Annotated in this window: 18 protein-coding genes; 5 read left to right on the plus strand and 13 right to left on the minus strand. The window is 71.9% G+C overall.

Annotated features, from left to right (window positions below; all coding sequences use genetic code 11):
- Nucleotides 1–79: 79 nt before the first annotated feature.
- The 4 genes from ACGFI9_RS27000 to purN form a co-directional block, all read right to left on the minus strand.
- Nucleotides 80–2,713 (minus strand): glycosyl hydrolase, encoded by a 2,634-nt coding sequence (locus ACGFI9_RS27000; protein ID WP_393182214.1) that lies wholly within the window; start codon nucleotides 2,711–2,713, stop codon nucleotides 80–82.
- A gap of 230 nt (nucleotides 2,714–2,943) precedes the next feature.
- Nucleotides 2,944–3,477 carry a hypothetical protein gene (locus ACGFI9_RS27005; protein WP_393182216.1) on the minus strand — a complete coding sequence of 178 codons (534 nt, stop codon included), beginning with the start codon at nucleotides 3,475–3,477 and terminating at the stop codon, nucleotides 2,944–2,946.
- Nucleotides 3,478–3,735: 258 nt separating this feature from the next.
- Nucleotides 3,736–5,307 carry a bifunctional phosphoribosylaminoimidazolecarboxamide formyltransferase/IMP cyclohydrolase gene (gene purH, locus ACGFI9_RS27010; RefSeq protein ID WP_393182218.1) on the minus strand — a complete coding sequence of 524 codons (1,572 nt, stop codon included), beginning with the start codon at nucleotides 5,305–5,307 and terminating at the stop codon, nucleotides 3,736–3,738.
- Nucleotides 5,304–5,924, minus strand: a complete 621-nt coding sequence (gene purN / locus ACGFI9_RS27015; RefSeq protein ID WP_393182220.1) for a phosphoribosylglycinamide formyltransferase — start codon at nucleotides 5,922–5,924, stop codon at nucleotides 5,304–5,306. Before purN ends, purH begins: the two co-directional genes overlap by 4 nt.
- A 245-nt stretch (nucleotides 5,925–6,169) precedes the next feature.
- On the opposite strand from purN, the gene ACGFI9_RS27020 reads away from it, so the two are divergent.
- A complete protein-coding gene (locus ACGFI9_RS27020; protein WP_393182221.1) occupies nucleotides 6,170–6,841 on the plus strand; it encodes a DUF4190 domain-containing protein in 672 nt (223 codons plus the stop codon).
- Between the two features lie 128 nt (nucleotides 6,842–6,969).
- On the opposite strand, the gene ACGFI9_RS27025 is transcribed toward ACGFI9_RS27020, so the two are convergent.
- Nucleotides 6,970–8,319: a DUF6350 family protein gene (locus tag ACGFI9_RS27025; protein WP_393182223.1), complete on the minus strand. Its 1,350-nt coding sequence runs from the start codon at nucleotides 8,317–8,319 to the stop codon at nucleotides 6,970–6,972.
- 160 nt (nucleotides 8,320–8,479) lie between these two features.
- Between ACGFI9_RS27025 and ACGFI9_RS27030 the strand changes: the two genes are divergently transcribed.
- The gene (locus ACGFI9_RS27030; protein WP_393182225.1) at nucleotides 8,480–8,749 is read left to right on the plus strand and encodes a DUF4190 domain-containing protein; all 270 of its coding nucleotides are present in this window, start codon (nucleotides 8,480–8,482) and stop codon (nucleotides 8,747–8,749) included.
- Nucleotides 8,750–8,806: 57 nt separating this feature from the next.
- Here ACGFI9_RS27030 and sucD read toward each other — a convergent pair whose 3' ends face one another.
- From sucD to ACGFI9_RS27045, 3 genes are all read right to left on the minus strand, one after another.
- Complete coding sequence (sucD, locus tag ACGFI9_RS27035; RefSeq protein WP_393182227.1) at nucleotides 8,807–9,694, minus strand: succinate--CoA ligase subunit alpha; 888 nt, start codon at nucleotides 9,692–9,694, stop codon at nucleotides 8,807–8,809.
- Nucleotides 9,695–9,696: 2 nt separating this feature from the next.
- Complete coding sequence (gene sucC, locus ACGFI9_RS27040; protein ID WP_393182229.1) at nucleotides 9,697–10,875, minus strand: ADP-forming succinate--CoA ligase subunit beta; 1,179 nt, start codon at nucleotides 10,873–10,875, stop codon at nucleotides 9,697–9,699.
- A 545-nt stretch (nucleotides 10,876–11,420) separates the two neighbouring features.
- Entirely contained in the window at nucleotides 11,421–11,825 is a 405-nt protein-coding gene (locus ACGFI9_RS27045) for a cobalamin B12-binding domain-containing protein (protein WP_393182230.1), read from the minus strand.
- A 640-nt stretch (nucleotides 11,826–12,465) separates the two neighbouring features.
- Here ACGFI9_RS27045 and ACGFI9_RS27050 point away from each other — a divergent pair.
- Nucleotides 12,466–13,176 (plus strand): M23 family metallopeptidase, encoded by a 711-nt coding sequence (locus ACGFI9_RS27050; protein WP_393182232.1) that lies wholly within the window; start codon nucleotides 12,466–12,468, stop codon nucleotides 13,174–13,176.
- 249 nt (nucleotides 13,177–13,425) lie between these two features.
- The gene (locus ACGFI9_RS27055) at nucleotides 13,426–14,202 is read left to right on the plus strand and encodes a M23 family metallopeptidase (RefSeq protein WP_393182234.1); all 777 of its coding nucleotides are present in this window, start codon (nucleotides 13,426–13,428) and stop codon (nucleotides 14,200–14,202) included.
- 59 nt (nucleotides 14,203–14,261) lie between these two features.
- Here ACGFI9_RS27055 and pcrA read toward each other — a convergent pair whose 3' ends face one another.
- Nucleotides 14,262–16,763 (minus strand): DNA helicase PcrA, encoded by a 2,502-nt coding sequence (gene pcrA, locus ACGFI9_RS27060; protein ID WP_393182236.1) that lies wholly within the window; start codon nucleotides 16,761–16,763, stop codon nucleotides 14,262–14,264.
- Between the two features lie 291 nt (nucleotides 16,764–17,054).
- Between pcrA and ACGFI9_RS27065 the strand changes: the two genes are divergently transcribed.
- Nucleotides 17,055–17,408, plus strand: a complete 354-nt coding sequence (locus ACGFI9_RS27065; protein ID WP_393182238.1) for a chorismate mutase — start codon at nucleotides 17,055–17,057, stop codon at nucleotides 17,406–17,408.
- A 72-nt stretch (nucleotides 17,409–17,480) separates the two neighbouring features.
- Here the strand turns inward: ACGFI9_RS27065 and ACGFI9_RS27070 are convergent, their stop codons facing one another.
- From ACGFI9_RS27070 to ACGFI9_RS27085, 4 genes are read right to left on the minus strand one after another with little or no spacing between them, the layout of a single operon-like run.
- Nucleotides 17,481–18,497 carry an ABC transporter ATP-binding protein gene (locus tag ACGFI9_RS27070; RefSeq protein ID WP_393182239.1) on the minus strand — a complete coding sequence of 339 codons (1,017 nt, stop codon included), beginning with the start codon at nucleotides 18,495–18,497 and terminating at the stop codon, nucleotides 17,481–17,483.
- On the minus strand, nucleotides 18,490–19,518 hold the full coding sequence (locus tag ACGFI9_RS27075) for an ABC transporter ATP-binding protein (protein WP_393182491.1): 1,029 nt from the start codon (nucleotides 19,516–19,518) through the stop codon (nucleotides 18,490–18,492). The genes ACGFI9_RS27070 and ACGFI9_RS27075 overlap by 8 nt, the downstream gene beginning before the upstream one ends.
- Before the next feature lie 25 nt (nucleotides 19,519–19,543).
- The gene (locus ACGFI9_RS27080; RefSeq protein WP_393182241.1) at nucleotides 19,544–20,530 is read right to left on the minus strand and encodes an ABC transporter permease; all 987 of its coding nucleotides are present in this window, start codon (nucleotides 20,528–20,530) and stop codon (nucleotides 19,544–19,546) included.
- Nucleotides 20,523–21,449 carry an ABC transporter permease gene (locus tag ACGFI9_RS27085; RefSeq protein ID WP_393182243.1) on the minus strand — a complete coding sequence of 309 codons (927 nt, stop codon included), beginning with the start codon at nucleotides 21,447–21,449 and terminating at the stop codon, nucleotides 20,523–20,525. The genes ACGFI9_RS27080 and ACGFI9_RS27085 overlap by 8 nt, the downstream gene beginning before the upstream one ends.
- Nucleotides 21,450–21,542 lie beyond the last annotated feature (93 nt).

Below are 21,542 nucleotides of genomic sequence, written 5' to 3' on the forward strand. Positions count from 1 at the left end.
CGTCGAGAAGGGGCCCTTCCTTGCACCGGATGCCGTCCGGCCCGGCCCGGATCGGGGGCCGGACCGGACCGGACGACGGTCAGAGCTGGGCGAGGTCGAACGCCCAGATGCCTCGACCGTGGGTCGCGACGTAGACGGAGTTGTCGATCGGGCTGTACTCGACGTCCATGCCGACGGTCAGCGGCAGGCCGGTGCCCAGCCGCTGCCAGTTGGTGGCGCCGGGCGCGCGGTAGAAGGTGGCCAGGTCGGTGGCGAGCACCAGCGCCCCGTTGGACAGCTCCTTGATCGAGCTGGCCGGCACGTCCGGCAGGTTCGCCGAGGCGTCCTTCCAGGTCGCGCCCCCGTCGGTGGTCTCGAAGACGTGGCCGTAGCCGGCGCCCGGACCCTCGGTGAACCGGCGGGAGAAACCGTTGACCGCGAGGAACGCGTGCGCGGAGTTCGCCGGGTCGATCCCGACGCCCTGCACGAACCGGTTCGGGAAGTCGCCCGGCAGCGCGATCTGGTGCCAGCTCGACGGGTCGTTGACCTTGCCGACCGCGACACCCCGGGCGAACCCGGCGTTGTTGCACGGGCCGCACCAGCCGACGTACGCCATGCCGCCGGAGACCGCGACGGAGGTGGCGGTGTGGCCGGCGCCCAGGTCGAACACGTTGGTCCAGCCCTTGCCGTCCTGGATGGCGTAGCCCTTGGTGTTCACCCAGACGTGCCGGCCACCGGCGACCCAGACGTTCGCGTCGTGGTCGTCCGGCGCGAACGGCGCGATGAACCGGGCCGGCTCGTCGCCCGGCGACGAGGTGTACGGCTGGATGTCCCGCGAGGTGGAGTCCGCCTGTGTGCCCGAGCCGGTGTTGGCGTTGCAGTTCTCGGTCACCCGCATGGCCAGGTTGGTGTACTCCTGGACCTGCCGGCAGCCGTTCGCCGGGTCGGCCTGCGAGTCGCCGCCGTCACCGCCGAAGTGCGAACCCATCACCGTGTCGCCGGGGCGCAGGATCGAGGTGCCGTTGTCCTGCAGACCGCCGGAGACGATGGTGCCGGCCTTCGCCGGGTCCTTGCCCAGCGCCACCGAGTAGTACTGCAGCGCGTCGATGGTGCCGTCGTTGAGGCTCTGCCAGTCGGTCGCGTGCCCGTCCTTGTCGGTCCTGCCGTTGATCGGCCGGCGGTACACACCGCCGTCGTTGCCGACGTAGACGAACCCGTTGCCGACCGCGACCGAGTGCTGGTCGGAGTGGGTGGTCTTGTTGCACTTGTTCTGCGCGTCGTAGATGCTCCAGCAGGAGAAGCCGAAGTTCCAGTACGGACCGACGGTCTTCCAGTTGGCGCCCGCGTCGTACGACTCGTAGACCTCCTCCAGGCCCGCCCAGACGTGGTTCGGGTTGGCCGGGTCCACGGTCAGGAACTGGTTGTACCAGGCCTGGATGCCGGGGCCGTAGCCCTTGCCGATCACGGTCTGCTTGAGGGCCGAGCCGGAGTTGCCCAGCTTGGCGGAGTCGGCGATCTTGCTCCACGGGCCCGAGGGCGAGCCGTTGTTGGAGACGTAGATGCCGTCCAGGTAGCTGTTCACGTTGCCGGCGGGCTTGTTCAGCAGCTTCGGCGACTGGTTGATCGCGTAGAGCTTGCCGCCGTCGGCGGAGAAGGCGAACGTCACGTAGCCGATGTCGTCGGCCGGGATGGAACCGGTCGGGTTGACCTTCGCCCAGCCGCCGGCGGTGTAGTCGGCGGTCTCGTAGAACCCGTTGTAGGTGTCGCCGGAGCGCCAGGCCGAGGCGACCACCACGTGCTTCGGGTTGCGCGGGTCCTGGGCCACGTCGTTGACGATGTTCTTGTACGCGGCGTTCGCGGTGCCCGCGTTCGCCCCGCCCGGCAGGTAGCTCGGGTTCGGCGCGAACTCCAGCTTCCAGGCGCCGGCGGTGCTGCTCATCGCGTGCGAGAGCAGGCCCCGGTTGGTGGCGGCCCAGACCTTGCCGTCGAAGAAGCGCAGCTTGTTGATGACCGTGCTCTCCAGCTCGGTCCCGCCGACCCGGTCGGTCGCGGCGAAGGCGCCGCTCTTCGGGTTGGCCAGCCGGTAGACGCCGGCGCCCACGAACGACGTGGCACCGGTGTTGCCCTCGCCGGTGGCGTACCAGAGCGAACCGTCGCCGGCGAGCACGATGTCGCCGCTGGACAGCGTGGGCAGCGCGTCCGTGATCGGCGTCCAGCTCCCGCCGCCGGTCGAGGAGCGCCACACGCCGCCGTCCGCGCCGGCCGCGTACACGTAACCGTTGTTGTCCGCGGCCAGGCCCGTGATCCGGCCGGTGACCAGGCCGGCACCTCCGGAGGAGTTGGACGCGTAGTCGCGGTAGCGGGGGTCGTCACCGTCGTACTTGATCTTGGTGACCTCGCGCCAGGTGCCCTTGGTGACGGCGAGCCCGTTGAGCTGGCTCAGCGCGTTCGAGTACGCGCCCGGCGAGACGATGCCCGGGGCGTAGCGGGCCTGGGCGAACTGCTCGGCGATGGTACGCGCCTCGAAGGCCTCCTCGCCGGCCTCCTCGGACGACTCGCCGGCCGCCATCTCCATGAACTCCCTGGGGTGCCAGGGCATGTTGGCGCCCGGCTCGTCGGCCAGGCCGAGGGCTTCCTGCACCTCGTGGTTGGTGGCGACCACGCCACCGAGCGCGGCGGTGAGCACCAGCGCGCCCGCGATTGTCGCCGGCTTGCGCCAGCGGGACTTGGACATGTGAATCCTCCGGGATTCAGGGGACCCCGGGCAGGGTGGCCCGGGTGGGAAACCACGGGGCGACGGATGACGCCTCGTGGCGCTTTCGTGATCGGACGGAGACCGTCCGCGGTCGACCTCGGCCGACTGCGACCATGCCGGCTCGGCGCGGCTGACGCCGTGCCCTGACCGGGAACAGTCGAACCCCGGGCGGGACCGGAGTCGCGGCCGGTCGGGTGGTGCGGGAAGGGTCAGGCGAGAGCCGGCGGGGCCCGGCTGGGCAGGCTGCCGTGCGGCGGCAGCGAGACGGCCGGCTCCCGGTAGCGGGGCGGGGCGGCCACCGAGTGCGGGGCGCCACCGACGCGCAGGGGCACGGCCGGAAGGAGATCGTCCGGTCCGTCGCTGGTCACGACGCCGGCGCGGTGATCACCACCGGGTCCGCCGGATACTTCCGTCCACAGCTCCGACGGAGCGTCGGGGTGCGTGAGGCGCGCGCCGACGGCTCGGGGGTCGCCGGAGGGCGGGGCGGGACGGCCCGGCGTGGCGGCCGATGCGTCGACGACGGCTCCAGGTCGCGGCGCGGCGTCAGACGCGCCGAGCTGGAGTCGTCGCCCGGACCGTCCGTCCGGAGGAAGAACGGACGGGCCGTCGTGGACGATCGACCGGTGCGCGGCGGTGACCACCGCGCCGGGCTGAAGGGTCTCGCCGCGGACGGGCACCCCCAGGCCGGCCAGGACGAACGCCAACGCGACGACGACGGCGGTCAACCGGTCGAGTACGCGCATGGGCAACCTGTCGGGAGGAGGGGCGGCAGCTCGCGCGGGGCGGTGGCCACGGGCGGGAGCGGGCGGCGGCGAGAACGGGGAGGGTCGATCGCTTGCTGCGGGACAACGCTAGCAACAACTTTCACAACCGGGCAACGGGCGAGCAGTCGTACTTTCGGCTGGTCAGCCCTCGGCTCGTGACATCGCTCCGAATCGGAGTGTCAACAAATGAAACAGGGGCGCGGCCCCGTCGGCCGCGCCCCTGTTCGTGCCTGGTGATCAGTGGAAGAAGTGCCGGGTGCCGGTGAGGTACATGGTCACGCCGGCCTCCTTGCAGGCCGCGATGGTCTCCTCGTCCCGGATCGAGCCGCCCGGCTGGACGATCGCCCGGACGCCCGCCTCGATGAGGATCCTCGGGCCGTCGGCGAACGGGAAGAAGGCATCCGACGCGCAGACCGCGCCCCGGGCCCGGTCGGCGCCGGCCCGGCTGACCGCGAGCTGCGCCGAGTCCACCCGGTTGACCTGGCCCATCCCGACGCCGACCGTGGCGCCGTCCTTGGCCAGCAGGATCGCGTTGCTCTTCACCGCCCGCACCGCCCGCCAGGCGAACGCCAGGTCCTGCAGGGTGGCCTCGTCGGCCGCCTCGCCGGTGGCCAGGCGCCAGTTCGCCGGATCGTCGCCCTCGGCGTCGATCCGGTCCCGCGACTGCACCAGCACGCCGCCGGTGACCTGCCGCCACTCCGCCGGCAGCGGGGCGAACTCCGGGGCACGCAGCAGCCGGATGTTCTTCTTGGCCTGGAGGATCTCCACCGCGCCCTCGTCGAAGCCCGGGGCCACCAGGACCTCGGTGAAGATCTCCGCGACCTGCCGCGCCAGCTCGACGCTCACCGGCCGGTTCACCGCGATCACGCCGCCGTACGCCGACACCGGGTCGCAGGCGTGCGCCCTGCGGTGCGCCTCTGCCACGTCCGCCCCGACCGCGATGCCGCACGGGTTGGCGTGCTTGATGATCGCCACCGCCGGCTGCTCCGGGAAGTCGTTCGCGGCCCGCCAGGCGGCGTCGGCGTCGACGTAGTTGTTGTACGACATCTCCTTGCCGTGCAACTGCTCCGCCTGGGCCAGGCCGGCCGGGCTGGCCGGGTCGGCGTACAGGGCCGCCGCCTGGTGCGGGTTCTCGCCGTAGCGCAGCACCGCCTGCCGGCGCAGCGACAGGCCGGCGAACTCCGGCCACCCGTCGGCGGCCGGCGCCACGGTGGTGGCGAACCACTCGGCGACCGCCACGTCGTACTCGGCGATGTCGGCGAACGCGCAGGCGGCCAGCGCGCGGCGCTGGGCCAGCGTGAAACCGCCCTCGGCCAGCGCGGCCCGCAGCGCCGGGTACGCCGCCGGGTCGGTCACCACGGCGACCGACGCGTGGTTCTTGGCCGCGGCCCGGACCATCGCCGGACCGCCGATGTCGATCTGCTCGACGCACTCGTCCTGGCTCGCGCCGGAGGCGACCGTGGCCTGGAACGGGTAGAGATTGGAGATCAGCAGGTCGATGCCGGCGATGCCGTGCTCGTCGAGCTGGGCGGCGTGCGCGTCCTTGCGCAGGTCGGCGAGGAGACCGCCGTGGATCTTCGGGTGCAGCGTCTTCACCCGGCCGTCGAGGATCTCCGGGAAGCCGGTCACCTGCTCGACCGGGGTCACCGGCACGCCCGCACCGGAGATGGTCGACGCGGTGCTCCCGGTCGAGACGATCTCCACCCCGGCCTCGTGCAGGGCCCGGGCCAGCTCGACCAGGCCGGTCTTGTCGTAGACGCTGACCAGCGCCCGCCGGATCGGGCGGCGCGCGTCCTCTGAGGTGCTCACGGAACGGTGACCTTTCTGCCGGTGATCGTCCAACCTTGACGGACCAGCCGACCGACCTGCTCGACGAGCTGGCGCCGCTCGGCCTCCTTGATGCGCTCGGTGAGCGTCTCCTCGTCGTCGTCGTCCAGCACCGGCACGGCGACCTGGGCGACGATCGGACCGGTGTCCATCCCGGCGTCGACGAAGAACAGGGTGGCCCCGGTGACCTTGACGCCGTACGCGAGCGCGTCCCGAGGGCCGTGGATGCCGGGGAACGCCGGCAGCAGGGTGTTGTGCGTGTTGAGGTAGCGGTCGCCGAACGCGGCCAGGAAGTGCGGGCCGACCAGCTTGAGGAAGCCGGCGCTGATCACCAGGTCCGGCTCGTGCTCGGCCACCCGGGCGGTGAGCGCCTTGTCCCAGTCCTCGCGGGTCGGGTGGTCCTTAAGCCGCTCGACGAAGGCGGGCACCCCGGCCGCGGCGGCCCGGTCCAGGCCGGCGATCCCGTCGCGGTCGGCGCCGACGGCGACCACCCGCGCCCCGTACCCGGGGTCGGCGGCGGCGTCCAGCAGCGCCTGGAGGTTGCTGCCGGAGCCGGAGACGAGGACGACGAGGCGGGCGACGGACGCGGGCTCGGTCACGGCGCAACCCTATCGGGCCGGGAGGGAGGTCCAGCGCTCGGGCGGCCGCGTCCGCGGTGATCTCCGAGGTGGCATCGGCACGATACGCTGCCGTCGCCCGGTGTCCGGCCTCCCCGCCGGCCCGGCGTCGACATCGTGACCTTGGTCCCGGGCCCGTGTGCCGCGGCGTCCCGGTGCTGGGCGGAATGATGAGCGGCAGCAACCGACCACGGACCGTCGACCCCCAGTTTGAGGAGCACTGAGCAATGCAGCCCGGTTACCCCGGTCAGGACCCGTACGGCCAGCAGCAGCCCCCTCAGGACCCGACCTCCCCGCAGTACGACCCGTACGCCCAGCCGCCGCAGGCCCCGCAGTACGGCCAGCAGCCCACCTCGGGCCAGCCGTACGGGCAGGACCCGTACGCCCAGCCGCCGCAGGCCCCGCAGTACGGGCAGCAGCCGAACTCCGGACAGCCGTACGGCCAGCAGCCGACCTCCGGCCAGCCCTACGGTCAGCAGCCGACCTCCGGACAGCCGTACGGCCAGCCGACCTCCGGGCAGCCCTACGGGCAGCAGCAGCCCTACGGCCAGCAGCCGTACCAGGACCCGTACGGGCAGCAGCCGTACGGCGCCGCGCCGCAGTACCCGGCCGCCGGCTACCCGCAGGCGCAGGGCCAGAACAACAACCTTGGCCTGATCGGCATGATCGCCGGCATCGCGTCCATCGTGCTCGGCCTCTGCTGCCCGCTGATCGGCATCCCGGCCGGCATCGCCGGCGTGGTGCTCGGCTTCATGGGCCAGAAGAAGGTCCAGACCGGTGAGGCGACCAACGGCGGCCAGGCCAAGGCGGCACTGATCTGCGGGGGCATCGGCCTCGTCATCGGCATCATCAACGCGATCGCCGGCGCCGCCATCAACCTGAGCAACCTCGGTTCCTGACCCGAACCCGCCCAAGGGGGGCGCCCGGCACGACCGGCGCCCCCCTCCCCCATGTCGGCCCCCCGCTGCGATTGATCAAGGAGTTCGCGTCAGGAGTCGGCCGCCGTTTCCTGACGCGAACTCCTTGATCAACGCGACTCGGCGGCGGGGCGCGGGGGGTGGGAGGCGCGGGGGCGGGGTGGGCGCGGGGTGGGGGTGACGCGGGTGAGGGTGCGGGTGGCGGCGGCGCCGATCGCGGCACCCACCGCGACGACCAGGGTGGCCACGCCGGCCACCTGCCACCACACCGGACCGATCTCGGCCAGCCGGCCGCCGCCGAGCGAGCCGCCGGAGATGGCGGCGGCCACGCCGACCAGCACGCCCGCCACCGGGCCGGCGAGCGCCGCCGGGACCAGCAGCGCCGGCCAGCCCACCGCCACCCGTTCCTCGGCCGCGATCCGCAGCAGCCGCCGGGCCAGCAGCCAGCCGGCCGCCATCCCGGCCAGCACCGGCACCGCGAGCAGCGCCGCGCCGAGCCCGTCCACCGGGCCGCGCGGCAGTCCGGCGAGCAGCGGTACGGCCGGCAGCGCGCCCACCGACACCTCGCTGGTCCGGACCGCCGTGTCGGTGCCGACGGCGAACCCGGGGCCGAGCAGATAACTGGCCGACCAGATGGTGGCGTTCGGGGCGTACGCGAGGCTGACCAGGGTGACGCCGGCCTGACCGGCCACCCCGGTCCGGTACGCCCCGATCATGTCGGCGGCGTCGCCGCCGCCGGTCGCCACCGCCAGCCCGGCCGCCCCCGCGCCCGCACCGAGCAGCAGCAGCCCGGCGACCAGCCCGGTACGCATCCCGTCCCGCAGCGGCGGCGCGGACCGCCGGGCCAGCAGCCCCGACACGCCGGTGGTCCGCACCGCGCCGACCAGGGCGGAGAGCGCGCCGACCACGGCGAAGGTGACCCCGGCCCGGACCGGGGAGACGCGCAGGCCGCCGGCGCTGACCGTGATCGCGGCGAGGACGCCGAGCAGCGCGTACCCGAGGCCGACGGCGACCCCGACGGTGAGCGCCTGGCGGGGGGACCGCCCACCACGGGCGCCGATCGCCCGGCTGACGTGCACGCCGGCCCGGGTGAGCCGCCAGACGGCGAGCGCCGTCAGGGCCAGCGGGGTCAGGCCGAGCGGGCCGGCGGAGGTCTCCAGGGGCACCCCGTGGCCGAGCAGCCAACCGGCGAGGCCGGCGCGCAGCGCGCCGGGCAGCGAGCCGGCGTCCTCGGTGAGCTGCGCCAGACCGAGCACGAGGGTGACCGGCAGCCAGGACGTCAGGGCGGCCCACCCGGCCGCCACCCCGGCGGCGACGGGCAGCGGCGCCCGACCGCGCGGGCCCTCCCCCGACCGGGGCGCGGGCACCCGGCGCGCCGCTCCGGCACGGCCGGTGGGCCGGGCGTCGGCGGTGACCCCGGTGGCGGGGCGATGGGGCTTTTCGGGGGTGACGGGTGACATCAGGTTCTACTCTGGCACGTCGCGCCCGCGGCGGCAGTCCGATACCGCCTCCGGACCGCGGCGAGTTCCCTGATCCAGCGGCTCAGCAGCGCTGATCCGGTTTAGCCTCGGCCCAGGACGCGACCTTTCCTGTCGCGGCACCGACCGCTCGGAGGAAGCCGTGAACGCTCCGTATCCGCCGCCGCCACCGCCGCCGGCCGCCGGCCGCGACCGGACCACCCTCTGGGGCGTCCTGGGCATCATCCTCGGCCTGCTCTGCTGCGGCATCCTGGGCATCGTCTTCGGCTACCTGTCGATCCGGGACGCCCGGCGATTCGGGAAGTCGCCGCTGCTCGGCTGGCTGGCGATCGCGGTCGGCGTCATCAACCTCATCGCCAGCGCGATCATCCGGGCCCGGGGCAACTACTACACCCCCTACTGGTACCGGTGAGACAGCCGAGGGGGTCGACCGGACCCGGTCGACCCCCTCGGCACGTCACGCGACCGCTCAGCGGCCGGACATGATCTCCCGCATCAGCTCGGCGGTCTCGGTCGGGGTCTTGCCGACCTTGACGCCGACCGCCTCCAGCGCGGCCTTCTTCGCGTCGGCGGTGCCCGCCGAGCCCGAGATGATCGCGCCGGCGTGGCCCATGGTCTTGCCGGGCGGGGCGGTGAAGCCGGCGATGTAGCCGACCACCGGCTTGGTCACGTTGGCCTTGATGAACTCGGCCGCCCGCTCCTCGGCGTCGCCGCCGATCTCACCGATCATCACGATGGCGTCGGTCTCCGGGTCGGCCTCGAACGCGGCCAGGGCGTCGATGTGGGTGGTGCCGATGATCGGGTCACCGCCGATGCCGACGCAGGTCGAGAAGCCGATGTCCCGCAGCTCGTACATCATCTGGTAGGTCAGCGTGCCGCTCTTGCTGACCAGGCCGATCCGGCCGCTGCCGGTGATGTCGGCCGGGATGATGCCGGCGTTGGAGGCGCCCGGCGAGGCGATGCCCGGGCAGTTCGGGCCGATGATCCGGGTGCGCTCGCCCTTCGCCACGTTGTACGCCCAGAACGCGGCGGTGTCGTGCACCGGCACGCCCTCGGTGATCACCACGGCCAGCTCGATGCCGGCGTCGATCGCCTCGATGACCGCGGCCTTGGTGAACTGCGGCGGCACGAAGATGACCGTGACGTCGGCACCGGTCTCCTTCATCGCGTCCGCGACCGTCGCGAAGACCGGCAGCTCGGTGCCGTCGAAGTCGACGGTCTGGCCCGCCTTGCGCGGGTTGGTGCCGCCGACCACGTTGGTGCCGGCCGCGAGCATCCGCCGGGTGTGCTTGGAACCCTCGGAACCGGTCATCCCCTGCACGATGACCTTGGAGTCCTTGGTCAGCCAGATAGCCATGATCAGACCCCCGCAGCTGCCAGCTCGGCGGCCCGGTCGGCCGCGCCATCCATGGTGTCGACCCGCTCGATCAGCGGGTTGTTCGCGCCGTCGAGAATCGCCCGACCGGCCTCGGCGTTGTTGCCGTCGAGGCGGACCACGAGCGGCTTGGTGACCTGCTCGCCCCGCTGCTCCAGCAGCGCCAGCGCCTGCACGATGCCGTTGGCGACCGCGTCGCAGGCGGTGATGCCGCCGAAGACGTTGACGAAGACGCTCTTGACCGAGGGGTCGGAGAGCACGATCTCCAGGCCGTTCGCCATCACCGCGGCGCTGGCGCCACCGCCGATGTCGAGGAAGTTGGCCGGCTTGACGCCGCCGTGCCGCTCGCCCGCGTACGCGACCACGTCGAGGGTGGACATGACCAGGCCCGCGCCGTTGCCGATGATGCCGACCTCGCCGTCGAGCTTGACGTAGTTGAGGTCCTTCTCCTTGGCGGCCTGCTCCAGCGGGTCCACCGACGCCTGGTCGACCAGGGCCTCGTGGTCCGGGTGCCGGAACGCCGCGTTCTCGTCCAGGGTGACCTTGGCGTCCAGCAGCAGCAGCTTGCCGTCCTTGGTCTTGGCCAGCGGGTTCACCTCGACCAGCGTGGCGTCCTCGGCGACGAACGCCTGCCACAGCTTGACCGCGACCTCGACGACCTGGTCGGCGACCTCGGCCGGGAAGCCGGCCGCGGTGACGATCTCCCGCGCCTTCGCCTCGTCCACGCCGGTGTTGGCGTCGATCGGGGCCTTGACGACCTTCTCGGGGGTCTCGGCGGCGACCTGCTCGATGTCCATGCCGCCCGCGACGCTGGCGATGCAGAGGAAGGTGCGGTTCGCCCGGTCGAGCAGGTACGAGAAGTAGTACTCCTCGGCCACGTCCGCGGTCACGGTGATCATGACCTTGTGGACCGTGTGACCCTTGATGTCCATCCCGAGGATGTCGGTGGCCCGGGCCACCGTCTCCTCCGGGCCCTCGGCCAGCTTCACTCCGCCGGCCTTGCCGCGGCCGCCGACCTTCACCTGCGCCTTGACGACCACCCGGCCGCCGAGGCGCTCGGCGATCGCGCGGGCCTCCTCCGGGGTAGTGGCGACGCCGCCGGCGAGCACGGGCAACCCGTGCCGCTCGAACAGGTCCCGCCCCTGGTACTCGTACAGGTCCACGATTGCGCGTCCCGTCCCGTCTCCACGGCGCGCCGTCGCGCCGTCACCAGCGTTGGAAATCAGTTTGACGCCCGTCATCGGATGAGACAGGCCATTTGCCGCAGCCTAACGAGATGGGAACCGGGGGCAACCGAGCGGGTGCGCGGTGTGCGGTAATGCACAGCCACCCGGCGCTTCGGCCCCACCCCACCCGCCACCGACCGCCCGCGCAACCCACGACCACCTGGCAGCAGCGCGCTGATTCCCGGAAAGAGTGGCTTCCCGGCACGCCATGGCCACTCTTTCCCTGAATCAGCGCGGATCTGGGGGCGGGGCGGGTGCGGTTCAGCCGTCCGGGGGATGTTGGGGAATGGGCGTAACCCCCTGGTGGGGGCGTCGTTGAGTCTGATGTCGGAGCGCTGGTTCGGCGCGACGACAAAAACGGCCGATGCCCTGTCGGTCGAGGGGTGGCGGCGGGGCATCGTGCATAGAGGGGCCGGGCGTGTGAGGGGTGCGTCCGGCCCCTCCCCCTGTCCGGATACCGGCCCCGTGGCCGACGCGGCCGGTCAGGCGACCGGCTGGGCGACGTTCTCCCGGACCCACTCCACGATGGCCTGGGTGGTCGCACCCGGCGTGAAGATCTTCGCGACGCCGAGCCGCTCCAGCTCGGGGATGTCGGCGTCCGGGATGATGCCGCCGCCGAAGACCACGATGTCGCCGGCGTCGCGCTCGGCGAGCAGCTCCAGCACCCGCTTGAACAGGGTCATGTGCGCGCCGGACAGGACGGACAGGCCGACCGCGTCGGCGTCCTCCTGGATGGCGGTCTCCACGATCTGCTCCGGCGTCTGGTGCAGGCCGGTGTAGATGACCTCCATGCCGGCGTCCCGCAGGGCGCGCGCGACGACCTTCGCGCCCCGGTCGTGGCCGTCCAGGCCGGGCTTCGCGACGACGACCCGGATACGAGAGCTCATCAGCGCACACCTTTCGCCGGCTAGGGCACTCCTCACCTGAACGAACGGTAACCCGGCCGGGCCGGGGCCGGAAACCCGGGCCGCACCCCTGGGGCGCGGCTCACCCGACCCCACCCCGCCGCGCCCGGTCCGGACCCGCCGCCTCCACCCCGCCGGACGCCCTCGGCCCCGCCGGACGCCCTCGGCCCCGCCGGACGCCCCGGCCCCGGCCCGACCCGGGCGGGGCCCTGGGCCCCTGAGCACACGGCCGGGGGCGCTGGAGGACGCCGCTTGGAGGACGCGGCCGGGCGGGGACGCCGGCGGACGCGGGGCCGGGTGCCGGGAACGGCCGGGGCGGCGCATAGCGTCGAAGGGGCCGTCCCGGAAGCCGGACGCCTCCGCCTAACGGTCACTGTGCGCGACGAACGGGCAGTTACCGGGCCACCCGACCGGCGGCACGAGCCATGACAAGAGCGGACGGAAAGGGACAGAATGAAACGCCAATTCGGCGCTTCGGCTTGTGACTGGAGTGGCGGTTGGCTAACGTGTCCACGGTTGTCATCAGGTCCACGGACGGGTGACGACGCGGCCACCGGACGTTCGGCGGAGCTTCACCGAACGGCTCGAGGTCGCATCGGATCCCCGACAACGGAGGGTGTGCGTGCGCCAGCGCCTGTCGTCTGAGCCCGATAGATATCGCGGCCGCCGCCGCGTACCCACCCCCCCGCGGAGCCGCTACGCCGCGGTCGTGACCACCGCCTTCGTGGGAGCCGGCATCGTCGCCCTCGGCGCGAACGCCCTCCCGGACGCCAAGAGCGTCAGCCCGTCGGCCCTCGACGAGCTCAAGCAGGCCTCGATCACCAGCCAGGACGTGACGGCCCGTGGGGATTCCGCCGACCGCGCCACCCGTGACAGCCGCATCGACAAGACGTCGACCGAGCAGGACGTCTGGCTGCTCCCGCTGCACGGCTACGAATTCAACTCGCCCTACGGGATGCGCTGGGGCAAGCTGCACACCGGCATCGACCTGGTCGCCCCGGAGGGCACGCCGTACGTGGCGGTCCACGACGGCACGGTCACCAAGGCCGGCTGGTTCGGCGGGTACGGCTACGCCGTCATCGTCCAGCACGCGGACGGCAGCGAGGCCATCTACGGCCACTCCTCGGCGATCAACGTCAAGGAAGGCCAGCAGGTGAAGGCAGGCGACCAGCTCGGGCTGGTCGGCAACACCGGCCACTCCTACGGGTCCCACCTGCACCTGGAGATCCATGTCAACGGGCAGCCGCTGGACCCGGTGCCGTTCCTCAAGGAACGCGGAGTGGACATCCAGCTCGAAGTCGAGGCAATCTACGACGAGGTAGCCGCCTCCTGACGCTGCGTACCGCCCGTTGACCGCCCGGATCATTCGATCCGGGCGGTTTTCGTTGCGCGAAAGTCTGCCGGGTCACACCGGCAAATGTGAGCGACCGCACGACGCCGCATGATCCTCTTCCCGGACAAACCGCCCGCGCGGGCATGAGCCCGGCCGGGAGCCGGCGACGGGTCGGGCCGCCCACCGGAGTCACTACCCGTCGCCGGCTGCGCCGACACCAGTATTTCGAGGTCACGTGCCCCTCGACTGATGAAGGTCCCCGTGCAGGAAGACAGCTCCGCCCAGAACGAGAACACCCCGAACGCCCCCGCCCGGCACCGGCGCAAGCGCCCGGTCCGGCGCACCACATACCTCGTCATCGGCGCGGCCGCCCTGGTCGCCCTCGGCCTCGGCGGCGTCTCCGTCGCCACCGCCGACCACGGCACTCCGGCCCCGACGGCGGTGGACCTCGACGCCCAGGCCCGCGCCGCCGACGCCCGCCGCGCCGACCGCTCGGTCCGCGAGTCGACCACTCCGGTCACGCCGTCCGCCACCGCGGTCAGCCCGTCGCCGAGCCCGACCACGGCCAGCCCGAAGCCGACGGCGACCGCCAAGCCGACGCCGAAGAAGACGAGCAAGCCGAAGCCCACCTGGGTGATCCCGATGAAGGGCGCCACGATCACCTCGTGCTACGGGCAGCGGTGGGGCACCCTGCACGCCGGCATCGACTTCGCGATGCCCGCCGGCACCCCGATCCACGCCGCCGCCGCGGGCACCGTGGTCAAGGCCGGCGACGCCGGCGACGGGTACGGCAACTCGGTCTTCATCGACCATCACAACGGCTACCTGACCCACTACGCGCACCAGAGCCGCCTGATCGTCGAGGTGGGCCAGAAGGTGAGCGCCGGCCAGGTCATCGGCTACGAGGGCGCCACCGGCGACGCCACCGGCCCGCACCTGCACTTCGAGGTGCACAAGGGCGCGATGTGGAACCAGATCGACCCGGCGCCGTTCCTGCGCGCCCGGGGCATCGACGTGGCCTGCTGACGGCCACGGCACGAGGAGAGGCCCGGTCCGGCGATCCGCCGGGCCGGGCCTCGCCGTCGTCAGAGCTTGTCGATCGGGGCGTGGCGGAGCACCAGCCACATGGTCTGGTCGCCGAAGTCGATCTGCGCCCGGGCGCCCGGACCGTGCCCCTCCACGGCCAGCACCCGGCCCAGCCCGTAACGCTGGTGGTTGACCCGGTCCCCCACCGCGACCTTCGGCGCCTGCTTCAGCTCGCTCGCCGTGGCCAGCCGGCTGGCGTCCACCCCGAGCCGCTTGGCGAGCTGCGCCGCCTTGGGCGTACCCCCGGTGAAGCCGCCACGCCCGCCGGGCGTGCGGTCCGCGCGGCCGCCGACGCCGCCGCCCCCGCCGGCCCACGAGGTGTACGACCCCTCGATGCGCTCCCAGCGGACCAGCTCCGGCGGCAACTCCTCCAGGAACCGGGACGGCGGGTTGTACGCCGGCTGCCCCCAGGCCGACCGGGTGACCGCCCGGGACAGGTAGAGCCGCTGCCGGGCCCGGGTGATGCCCACGTACGCGAGCCGGCGCTCCTCCTCCAGCTCGCGGGTGTCGCCGAGCGAGCGCAGGTGCGGGAAGACCCCGTCCTCCAGCCCGCTCAGGAAGACCACCGGGAACTCCAGGCCCTTCGCGGTGTGCAGGGTCATCAGGGTGACCACGCCCTGGTGGTCCGGGTCGTCGGTGGGCACCTGGTCGGCGTCGGCGACCAGCGCCACCTGCTCCAGGAAGCCGGCCACGGTGGCCCGCTCGCCGTCGGCGCCCAGCGCCTCGATCCGCTCGGTGTACTCCCGGGCGACGCTGACCAGCTCCTGGAGGTTGTCCACCCGGCCGGCGTCCTGCGGGTCGAGGCTCTCCTCCAGCTCGGTGAGGTAGCCCGAGCGGGTCAGCAGGGCCTCCAGCACGTCCTCCGGGGTGCCGGTCTCGGCCAGCTCGCGGGCGGAGTCCAGCAGCGCGACGAATTCGGCGATGCCGTTGGCGGCGCGGGTGGAGATCCCCGGCGCGTCCTTGGCCCGGCGCAGCGCCGCGCCGAAGGAGATCCGGTCCCGGCCGGCGAGCGCCTCCACGCACGCCTCGGCCCGCTCGCCGATGCCCCGGCGGGGCGTGTTGAGGATCCGGCGCAGGCTCACCGTGTCGTCGTCGTTGACCACCGCGCGCAGGTAGGCCAGCGCGTCCCGGACCTCCTTGCGCTCGTAGAAGCGCACCCCGCCGACCACCTTGTACGGCAGGCCGACCCGGATGAACACCTCCTCGAAGACCCGGGACATGGCGTTGGTGCGGTAGAAGACGGCCACGTCGCCGGGTCGGGTGTCGCCCGCGTCGACCAGCCGGTCGATCTCCCGGGCCACCCAGTCGGCCTCGGCGTGCTCGGTGTCGGCCACGTACCCGACGATCTGCTCGCCGGCCCCGGCGTCGCTCCAGAGCCGCTTGGGCTTGCGGGAGGTGTTCCGGTCGATCACCGCGTTGGCGGCGTTGAGGATGGTCTGGGTGGAGCGGTAGTTCTGCTCCAGCAGGATCGTCCGGGCGTCGGTGAAGTCGCGCTCGAACTCCAGGATGTTGCGGATGGTCGCGCCGCGGAACGCGTAGATCGACTGGTCGGCGTCACCCACCACGCACAGCTCGGCCGGCGGGATCCCCTCGGTGCCGGAGACCAGCTCCTTGATCAGCACGTACTGGGCGTGGTTGGTGTCCTGGTACTCGTCGACCAGCACGTGCCGGAACCGGCGCCGGTAGCTCTCCGCGACGTGCGGGTGCGACTGGAGCAGGTGCACCGTCGTCATGATCAGGTCGTCGAAGTCCAGCGCGTGCGCCTCGCGCAGCCGCCGCTGGTAGAGCGTGTACGCCTCGGCCAGCGCCCGCTCGTTGGGCCCCTTCGCCCGGCCGGCGAACTCCTCCGGGTCGACCAGCTCGTTCTTGAGGTTGGAGACCTGGGCGGCGAGGCCGCGCGCCGGGTAGCGCTTGGGGTCGAGGTCCAGCTCCCGGGCGACGAGCTGCATCAACCGGCGGGAGTCGTCCGCGTCGTAGATGGAGAAGGTCGACTTCAGGCCGGCGTGCTCGTGCTCGGCCCGCAGGATGCGGACGCAGGCCGAGTGGAACGTCGACACCCACATCAGCCGGGCGCGCGGGCCGACCAGGGCGGCCACCCGCTCCTTCATCTCGCCGGCGGCCTTGTTGGTGAAGGTGATCGCGATGATCTCGCCGGGGTGCACGTCCCGCGCGGCGAGCAGGTACGCGATCCGGTTGGTCAGCACCCGGGTCTTGCCGGAGCCGGCGCCGGCCACGATCAGCAGCGGGGAGCCGGCGTGGGTGACCGCGTCCCGCTGCGGGCCGTTCAGCCCGTCGAGAAGGGCCTGCGGGCCCGGTCGGCCGGCCGACGGCACCCGGTCGCGGCGCGGCGACGGACCGGCCGTCATCCGGCCCGGAGCGTCGCCCGGCGGCAGGGAGGCCGAATCATGGCCGCCCGCCGGGCCGGCGTCGTCACGGGCCCCGGAGCCGTGCGGCGGGGTCGGTGCGGGCGGGGACGCGGGGATGTCAAAGAGAGGATGCATCGCACGGCGAGTCTATGCCGCCGGCCGGACATCTCCGGTGCGCGCGGGCCCGGACGAGACAAAGGCGTCACGTCCCACAGGTTGGTGGGTTTCCTTGCGCCGGCCGCCCCCGGGTCGGCATACTCGACGGCGTGTTCGGTCAGCGCTTCTACTTTTACTACGGCCCCGGGAGTCCGGCAGCCGTAGGTCGCGCCTGATCACAAGACCTGCGAAAGCCCCGGGCTCCTGGAGCCCGGGGCTTTTTCGTCCCGGGATCCGGGCACCGGGCCCGAGACCCCGAGGGGTACGACGATGATGACTGACGTGGTGGAGTCCAGCGGCAGCCTGGCGGGGCACGACCGGCCGAACGGCACGAACCCGACGGAGGCGGCCTCGGCCCGGACCGGCACCGACGACACGGCGGCCGCCGAGCGGATCGTGGCCATCCGGGAGCGGATCGACGAGATCGACCGGACCATCATCGCGCTCTGGCAGGAGCGGGCCGGGCTGTCCCAGGAGGTCGGGGCCACCCGGATGGCCTCCGGCGGCACCCGCCTGGTGCTCTCCCGGGAGCGGGAGATCCTGGAGCGGTTCCGGCAGGCGCTCGGTGCGGACGGCACCCAGCTGGCGCTGCTGCTGCTGCGCGCCGGCCGCGGCCCGCTGTGAGGGGTGCCGGGCCCGGATAGCACGAACCGCCTGCCGGCGTCGTGGTGACGCCGGCAGGCGGTCCGGGTGGGATCAGGCCGCCTCGTGGGTGGGCACGATCTCCCGCGGCTTCGCGAAGTGGCAGGCGCTCGGGTGGTCCGAGCCCGACCGGATCTGGAGCAGCGGCACCTCCTGGGCGCAGACGTCCTGCGCCTTCCAGCACCGGGTGCGGAACCGGCAACCCGAGGGCGGGCTGACCGGGGAGGGGACGTCACCGGTGAGCCGGATGATCGCCTTGTTGTCCCGCAGCGTCGGGTCCGGCACCGGCACCGCCGACAGCAGCGCCTGGGTGTACGGGTGCGTCGGCCGCTCGTAGATCTCGTCCTCGGTGCCGATCTCCACGATCTTGCCGAGGTACATCACCGCGACCCGGTCGGAGAGGTGGCGCACCACCGACAGGTCGTGGGCGATGAAGACGTACGAGAGACCGAACTCCGCCTGGAGCTTCTCCAGCAGGTTCATCACCTGCGCCTGGATCGACACGTCCAGCGCGGACACCGGCTCGTCGCAGACGATGACCTCGGGCCGCAGGGCGAGCGCCCGGGCGATGCCGATGCGCTGCCGCTGACCGCCGGAGAACTGGTGCGGGTACCGGTTGATGTGCTCCGGGTTCAGGCCGACCAGGTCGAGCAGCTCCTTGACCTTGCCCCGCCGGCTGCCCCGGGGGGCCACCTCGGGGTGGATCTCGAACGGCTCGCCGATCAGGTCACCGACCGTCATCCGCGGGTTTAGCGAGGTGTACGGGTCCTGCATCACCAGCTGGATCTGCCGGCGCAGGCGCCGCAGCGCCCCGCCGGAGAGCTTGGAGATGTCCTGGCCCTTGTAGAGCACCTGGCCGGCGGTCGGCCGCTCCAGGTTCATCAGCACCCGGGCGAGCGTCGACTTGCCGCAGCCGGACTCGCCCACCACGCCGAGCGTCTCGCCGGCCTTCAGGTCGAAGGAGACGCCGTCGACCGCCTTGACGTGACCGATGGTCTTCTTGAACACCACACCCCTGGTCACGGGGTAGTGCTTGACCAGGTCACGGACCTCGATGATGTTCTCAGTCACGGTTCACGAGCTCCTCGGCGAAGTGGCAGGCGCTGGCCCGGGCGCGGCCGATCTGCAGCAGCGGGGGCACCTTCTCCCGGCACACCGGCTGCGCCATGGGGCAGCGCGGGTTGAACGGGCAGCCCGACGGGATGTTCATCAGGTTCGGCGGGAGGCCCTTGATGGTGCGGAGCTCCTGCCCCTTCTCGTCCATCCGCGGGATCGAGTTGAGCAGGCCGAGGGTGTACGGGTGCGCCGGCTTGGCGTACAGGTCGTACACGTCGGCTTCCTCGACGATCCGGCCGGCGTACATGACCGCGATCCGGTCCGCGACGTCGGCGACCACGCCGAGGTCGTGGGTGATCAGGATCATGCCCATCTGCCGCTCCCGCTGGAGCTCGCCGAGCAGGTCCATGATCTGGGCCTGCACGGTCACGTCCAACGCGGTGGTCGGCTCGTCCGCGATCAGCACCTCCGGGTCGAGGGCCAGCGACATCGCGATCATCGCGCGCTGCCGCATACCACCGGAGAACTGGTGCGGGTAGTTGCTGTACCGACCCTTGGCGTTGGGGATCTTCACCTGGTCGAGCATGTCGATCGCGCGCTTCTTGGCGTCCGCGCGGCTCATGCCGCGGCGGATGCGGAACTGCTCGGCGATCTGGAAGCCGACGGTGAAAACCGGGTTGAGGGCGGAGAGCGAGTCCTGGAAGATCATCGCAATGCCTTCACCCCGGATCCGGCGCCGCTGCTCGGCGGACATCTTGAGCATGTCCTTGCCGTGGAAGCGGACCTGCCCGCCGGTGACGAAGCCGGGCGGGGTGTCGAGAATGCCCATGATCGTCTGCGCAGTGACGCTCTTGCCGGAGCCGGACTCGCCGAGCACGGCGAGGGTCTCCCCCGCGTCGACGTGGTACGTCACCCCGTTGATGACCTTGGCAACGCCGTCCCGGGTACGGAACTCCACCCGCAGGTCGTCGACCTCGAGCAGGCGGCCCGAGGGGCGGCCGGATCCGTCGGCGCCCGCGGCGGACTGCTCGGTCACGAGAATGTCGGACAACTCAGTTCCCCTATCGGAGCTTCGGGTCGAGGGCCTCGCGGACCGCCTCGCCGAGCATGACGAAGCTCAGCACGGCGGCGACGAGGAACGCGGCGGGGAAGAACAGCAGGAACGGCGAGACCCGGATGTAGTTCTGCGCCTCGCTGATCATGATGCCCCAGGACACGACGGGGGTCTTCAGGCCGATGCCCAGGAAGGACAGGGTGGCCTCGGCGCCGATGAACGAGCCGACCATGATCGTGCCGTACACCAGCAGCGGAGCCAGGCAGTTCGGCAGCAGGTGCTTGAGGATGATCCGGCCGGTGCCGGCACCCAGCGCCCGCGCGGCGACGATGTAGTCGGCCTCCTTGGTGGCCAGCACCGAGGAACGCATCAGCCGCATGGTCACCGGCCAGCTCAGCACGGTGAGCGACATGATCACCAGGCCCATGATCTGCCACTCGCTGTTGTCCGTGCCCGCGCCGTTGAACGTGGTCAGGATGACGATCGAGCCGAGCACGAACGGCAGGCCGAAGAAGATGTCCGCGATCCGGGAGAGCAGCGCGTCCACCCAGCCACCGCGGTAGCCGGCGATGATGCCCATCGCGCCACCGATCAGCAGGGTGCCCAGGGTGGAGAGCACGGCCACCACGATCGAGGCGCGGGCGCCGTAGATCACCCGGGAGTACACGTCACGGCCCTGCACGTCGTAGCCGAACCAGGCGTCCGCCGACGGCTCGACCCGGCTGCGCGACAGCGCGCCGTTGACCGCGTCACCGGAGGAGAACAGCGACGGGAACGCCGCCATCAGCAGGAACAGCACGATGAACGCGGCCGAGATCCAGAACAGCGGCTTGCGGCGCAGGTCGAGCCAGGCGTCCCCGAGCAGGCCACGCGGCTTGTGCTGCTTCTGGGCGCTCTCCGGCAGGCCGGCGTTCGTGGGCGCGCCGGAACCGGCCTCGGTCGGCATGGTCGCGGGCGGCGTCGAGACGATCGACGCGGTACTCGGGTCACTCATAGCGGATCCTCGGGTCCAGGGCGGCGTAGAGCAGGTCCACCAGCAGGTTCATCACCAGGTAGACGAGCACCAGCACCACCACGATGCCGACAACGGTAGCGCTCTGCTTCGTGACGATGGCTCGCAGCACCTGGCGGCCGATGCCGTTGATGCCGAAGATGCCCTCGGTGACGATCGCGCCACCCATCAGGGCGCCGAGGTCGGTGCCGAGCAGGGTGACGACCGGGATCAGCGAGTTGCGCAGCAGGTGCACGCCGACCACCCGGCGCATCGGGAGGCCCTTGGCGATGGCGGTGCGGACGTAGTCGGCGCGGCGGTTCTCCGCGATGCTGGTCCGCGCCACTCGGGCGATGTACGCCATCGAGGCGCTGCCCAGCACGAAGCCGGGGAGGAGCAGCTCGGTGATCGGCATGTCGTTGGAGACCGTCGGGCGGACGAGGCCCAACTTGACGCCGATAAGCCACTGGAGCACGAAGCCGATGACGAAGACCGGCAGCGCGATCAGGAAGAGCGTGGAGATCAGGACCAGGTTGTCCAGGAAGCCGTTTCGCCGGAGACCCGTCAGCACGCCCGCGCCGAGACCGATGATGGCCTCGATGCTGAGCGCGACGACCGCCAGCTTCAGGGTGTTCGGGTACGACGTCATGATGATGTCGCTGATCTCGCGACCACTGAACGTGGTGCCGAAGTCACCCTGGAAAAGGTTCTTCATGTAGGTGGCGTACTGCACCCAGATCGAGTCGTCGAGGTGGTACTTCTCGGTCATCATTGCCACGTAGTTGTCCGGGCAAGGACGATCGCCGCACTTGCCGGCGAACGGGTCGCCAGGCACCGACCAGACGAGCCAGTAGATCAGGAACGTCGTACCGATGAAGACCGGCACGAGTTGCAGCAGCCGTCTCAAGAGATAACGGCCCATGGGGTGGTCCTCCAGACAGGGGGCGCGTCGGACGGCCGACACGGATGGTGACAACGTGCGAGGGGTCTGTTGTACACCCCCTCGCGGAACGGC

It is taken from the genome of Micromonospora sp. NPDC048930, assembly GCF_043197935.1.
Taxonomy (GTDB): Bacteria; Actinomycetota; Actinomycetes; order Mycobacteriales; family Micromonosporaceae; genus Micromonospora.

What these genes read in the sequence shown, in the direction of transcription:
- ACGFI9_RS27000 (WP_393182214.1), bottom strand. Translation starts at nt 2,713, where the DNA reads ATGTCCAAGTCCCGCTGGCGCAAGCCGGCGACAATCGCGGGCGCGCTG.
- ACGFI9_RS27005 (WP_393182216.1), bottom strand. Translation starts at nt 3,477, where the DNA reads ATGCGCGTACTCGACCGGTTGACCGCCGTCGTCGTCGCGTTGGCGTTC.
- ACGFI9_RS27020 (WP_393182221.1), top strand. Translation starts at nt 6,170, where the DNA reads ATGCAGCCCGGTTACCCCGGTCAGGACCCGTACGGCCAGCAGCAGCCC.
- ACGFI9_RS27025 (WP_393182223.1), bottom strand. Translation starts at nt 8,319, where the DNA reads ATGTCACCCGTCACCCCCGAAAAGCCCCATCGCCCCGCCACCGGGGTC.
- sucD (WP_393182227.1), bottom strand. Translation starts at nt 9,694, where the DNA reads ATGGCTATCTGGCTGACCAAGGACTCCAAGGTCATCGTGCAGGGGATG.
- ACGFI9_RS27045 (WP_393182230.1), bottom strand. Translation starts at nt 11,825, where the DNA reads ATGAGCTCTCGTATCCGGGTCGTCGTCGCGAAGCCCGGCCTGGACGGC.
- ACGFI9_RS27055 (WP_393182234.1), top strand. Translation starts at nt 13,426, where the DNA reads ATGAAGGTCCCCGTGCAGGAAGACAGCTCCGCCCAGAACGAGAACACC.
- pcrA (WP_393182236.1), bottom strand. Translation starts at nt 16,763, where the DNA reads ATGCATCCTCTCTTTGACATCCCCGCGTCCCCGCCCGCACCGACCCCG.
- ACGFI9_RS27065 (WP_393182238.1), top strand. Translation starts at nt 17,055, where the DNA reads ATGATGACTGACGTGGTGGAGTCCAGCGGCAGCCTGGCGGGGCACGAC.
- ACGFI9_RS27080 (WP_393182241.1), bottom strand. Translation starts at nt 20,530, where the DNA reads ATGAGTGACCCGAGTACCGCGTCGATCGTCTCGACGCCGCCCGCGACC.
- ACGFI9_RS27085 (WP_393182243.1), bottom strand. Translation starts at nt 21,449, where the DNA reads ATGGGCCGTTATCTCTTGAGACGGCTGCTGCAACTCGTGCCGGTCTTC.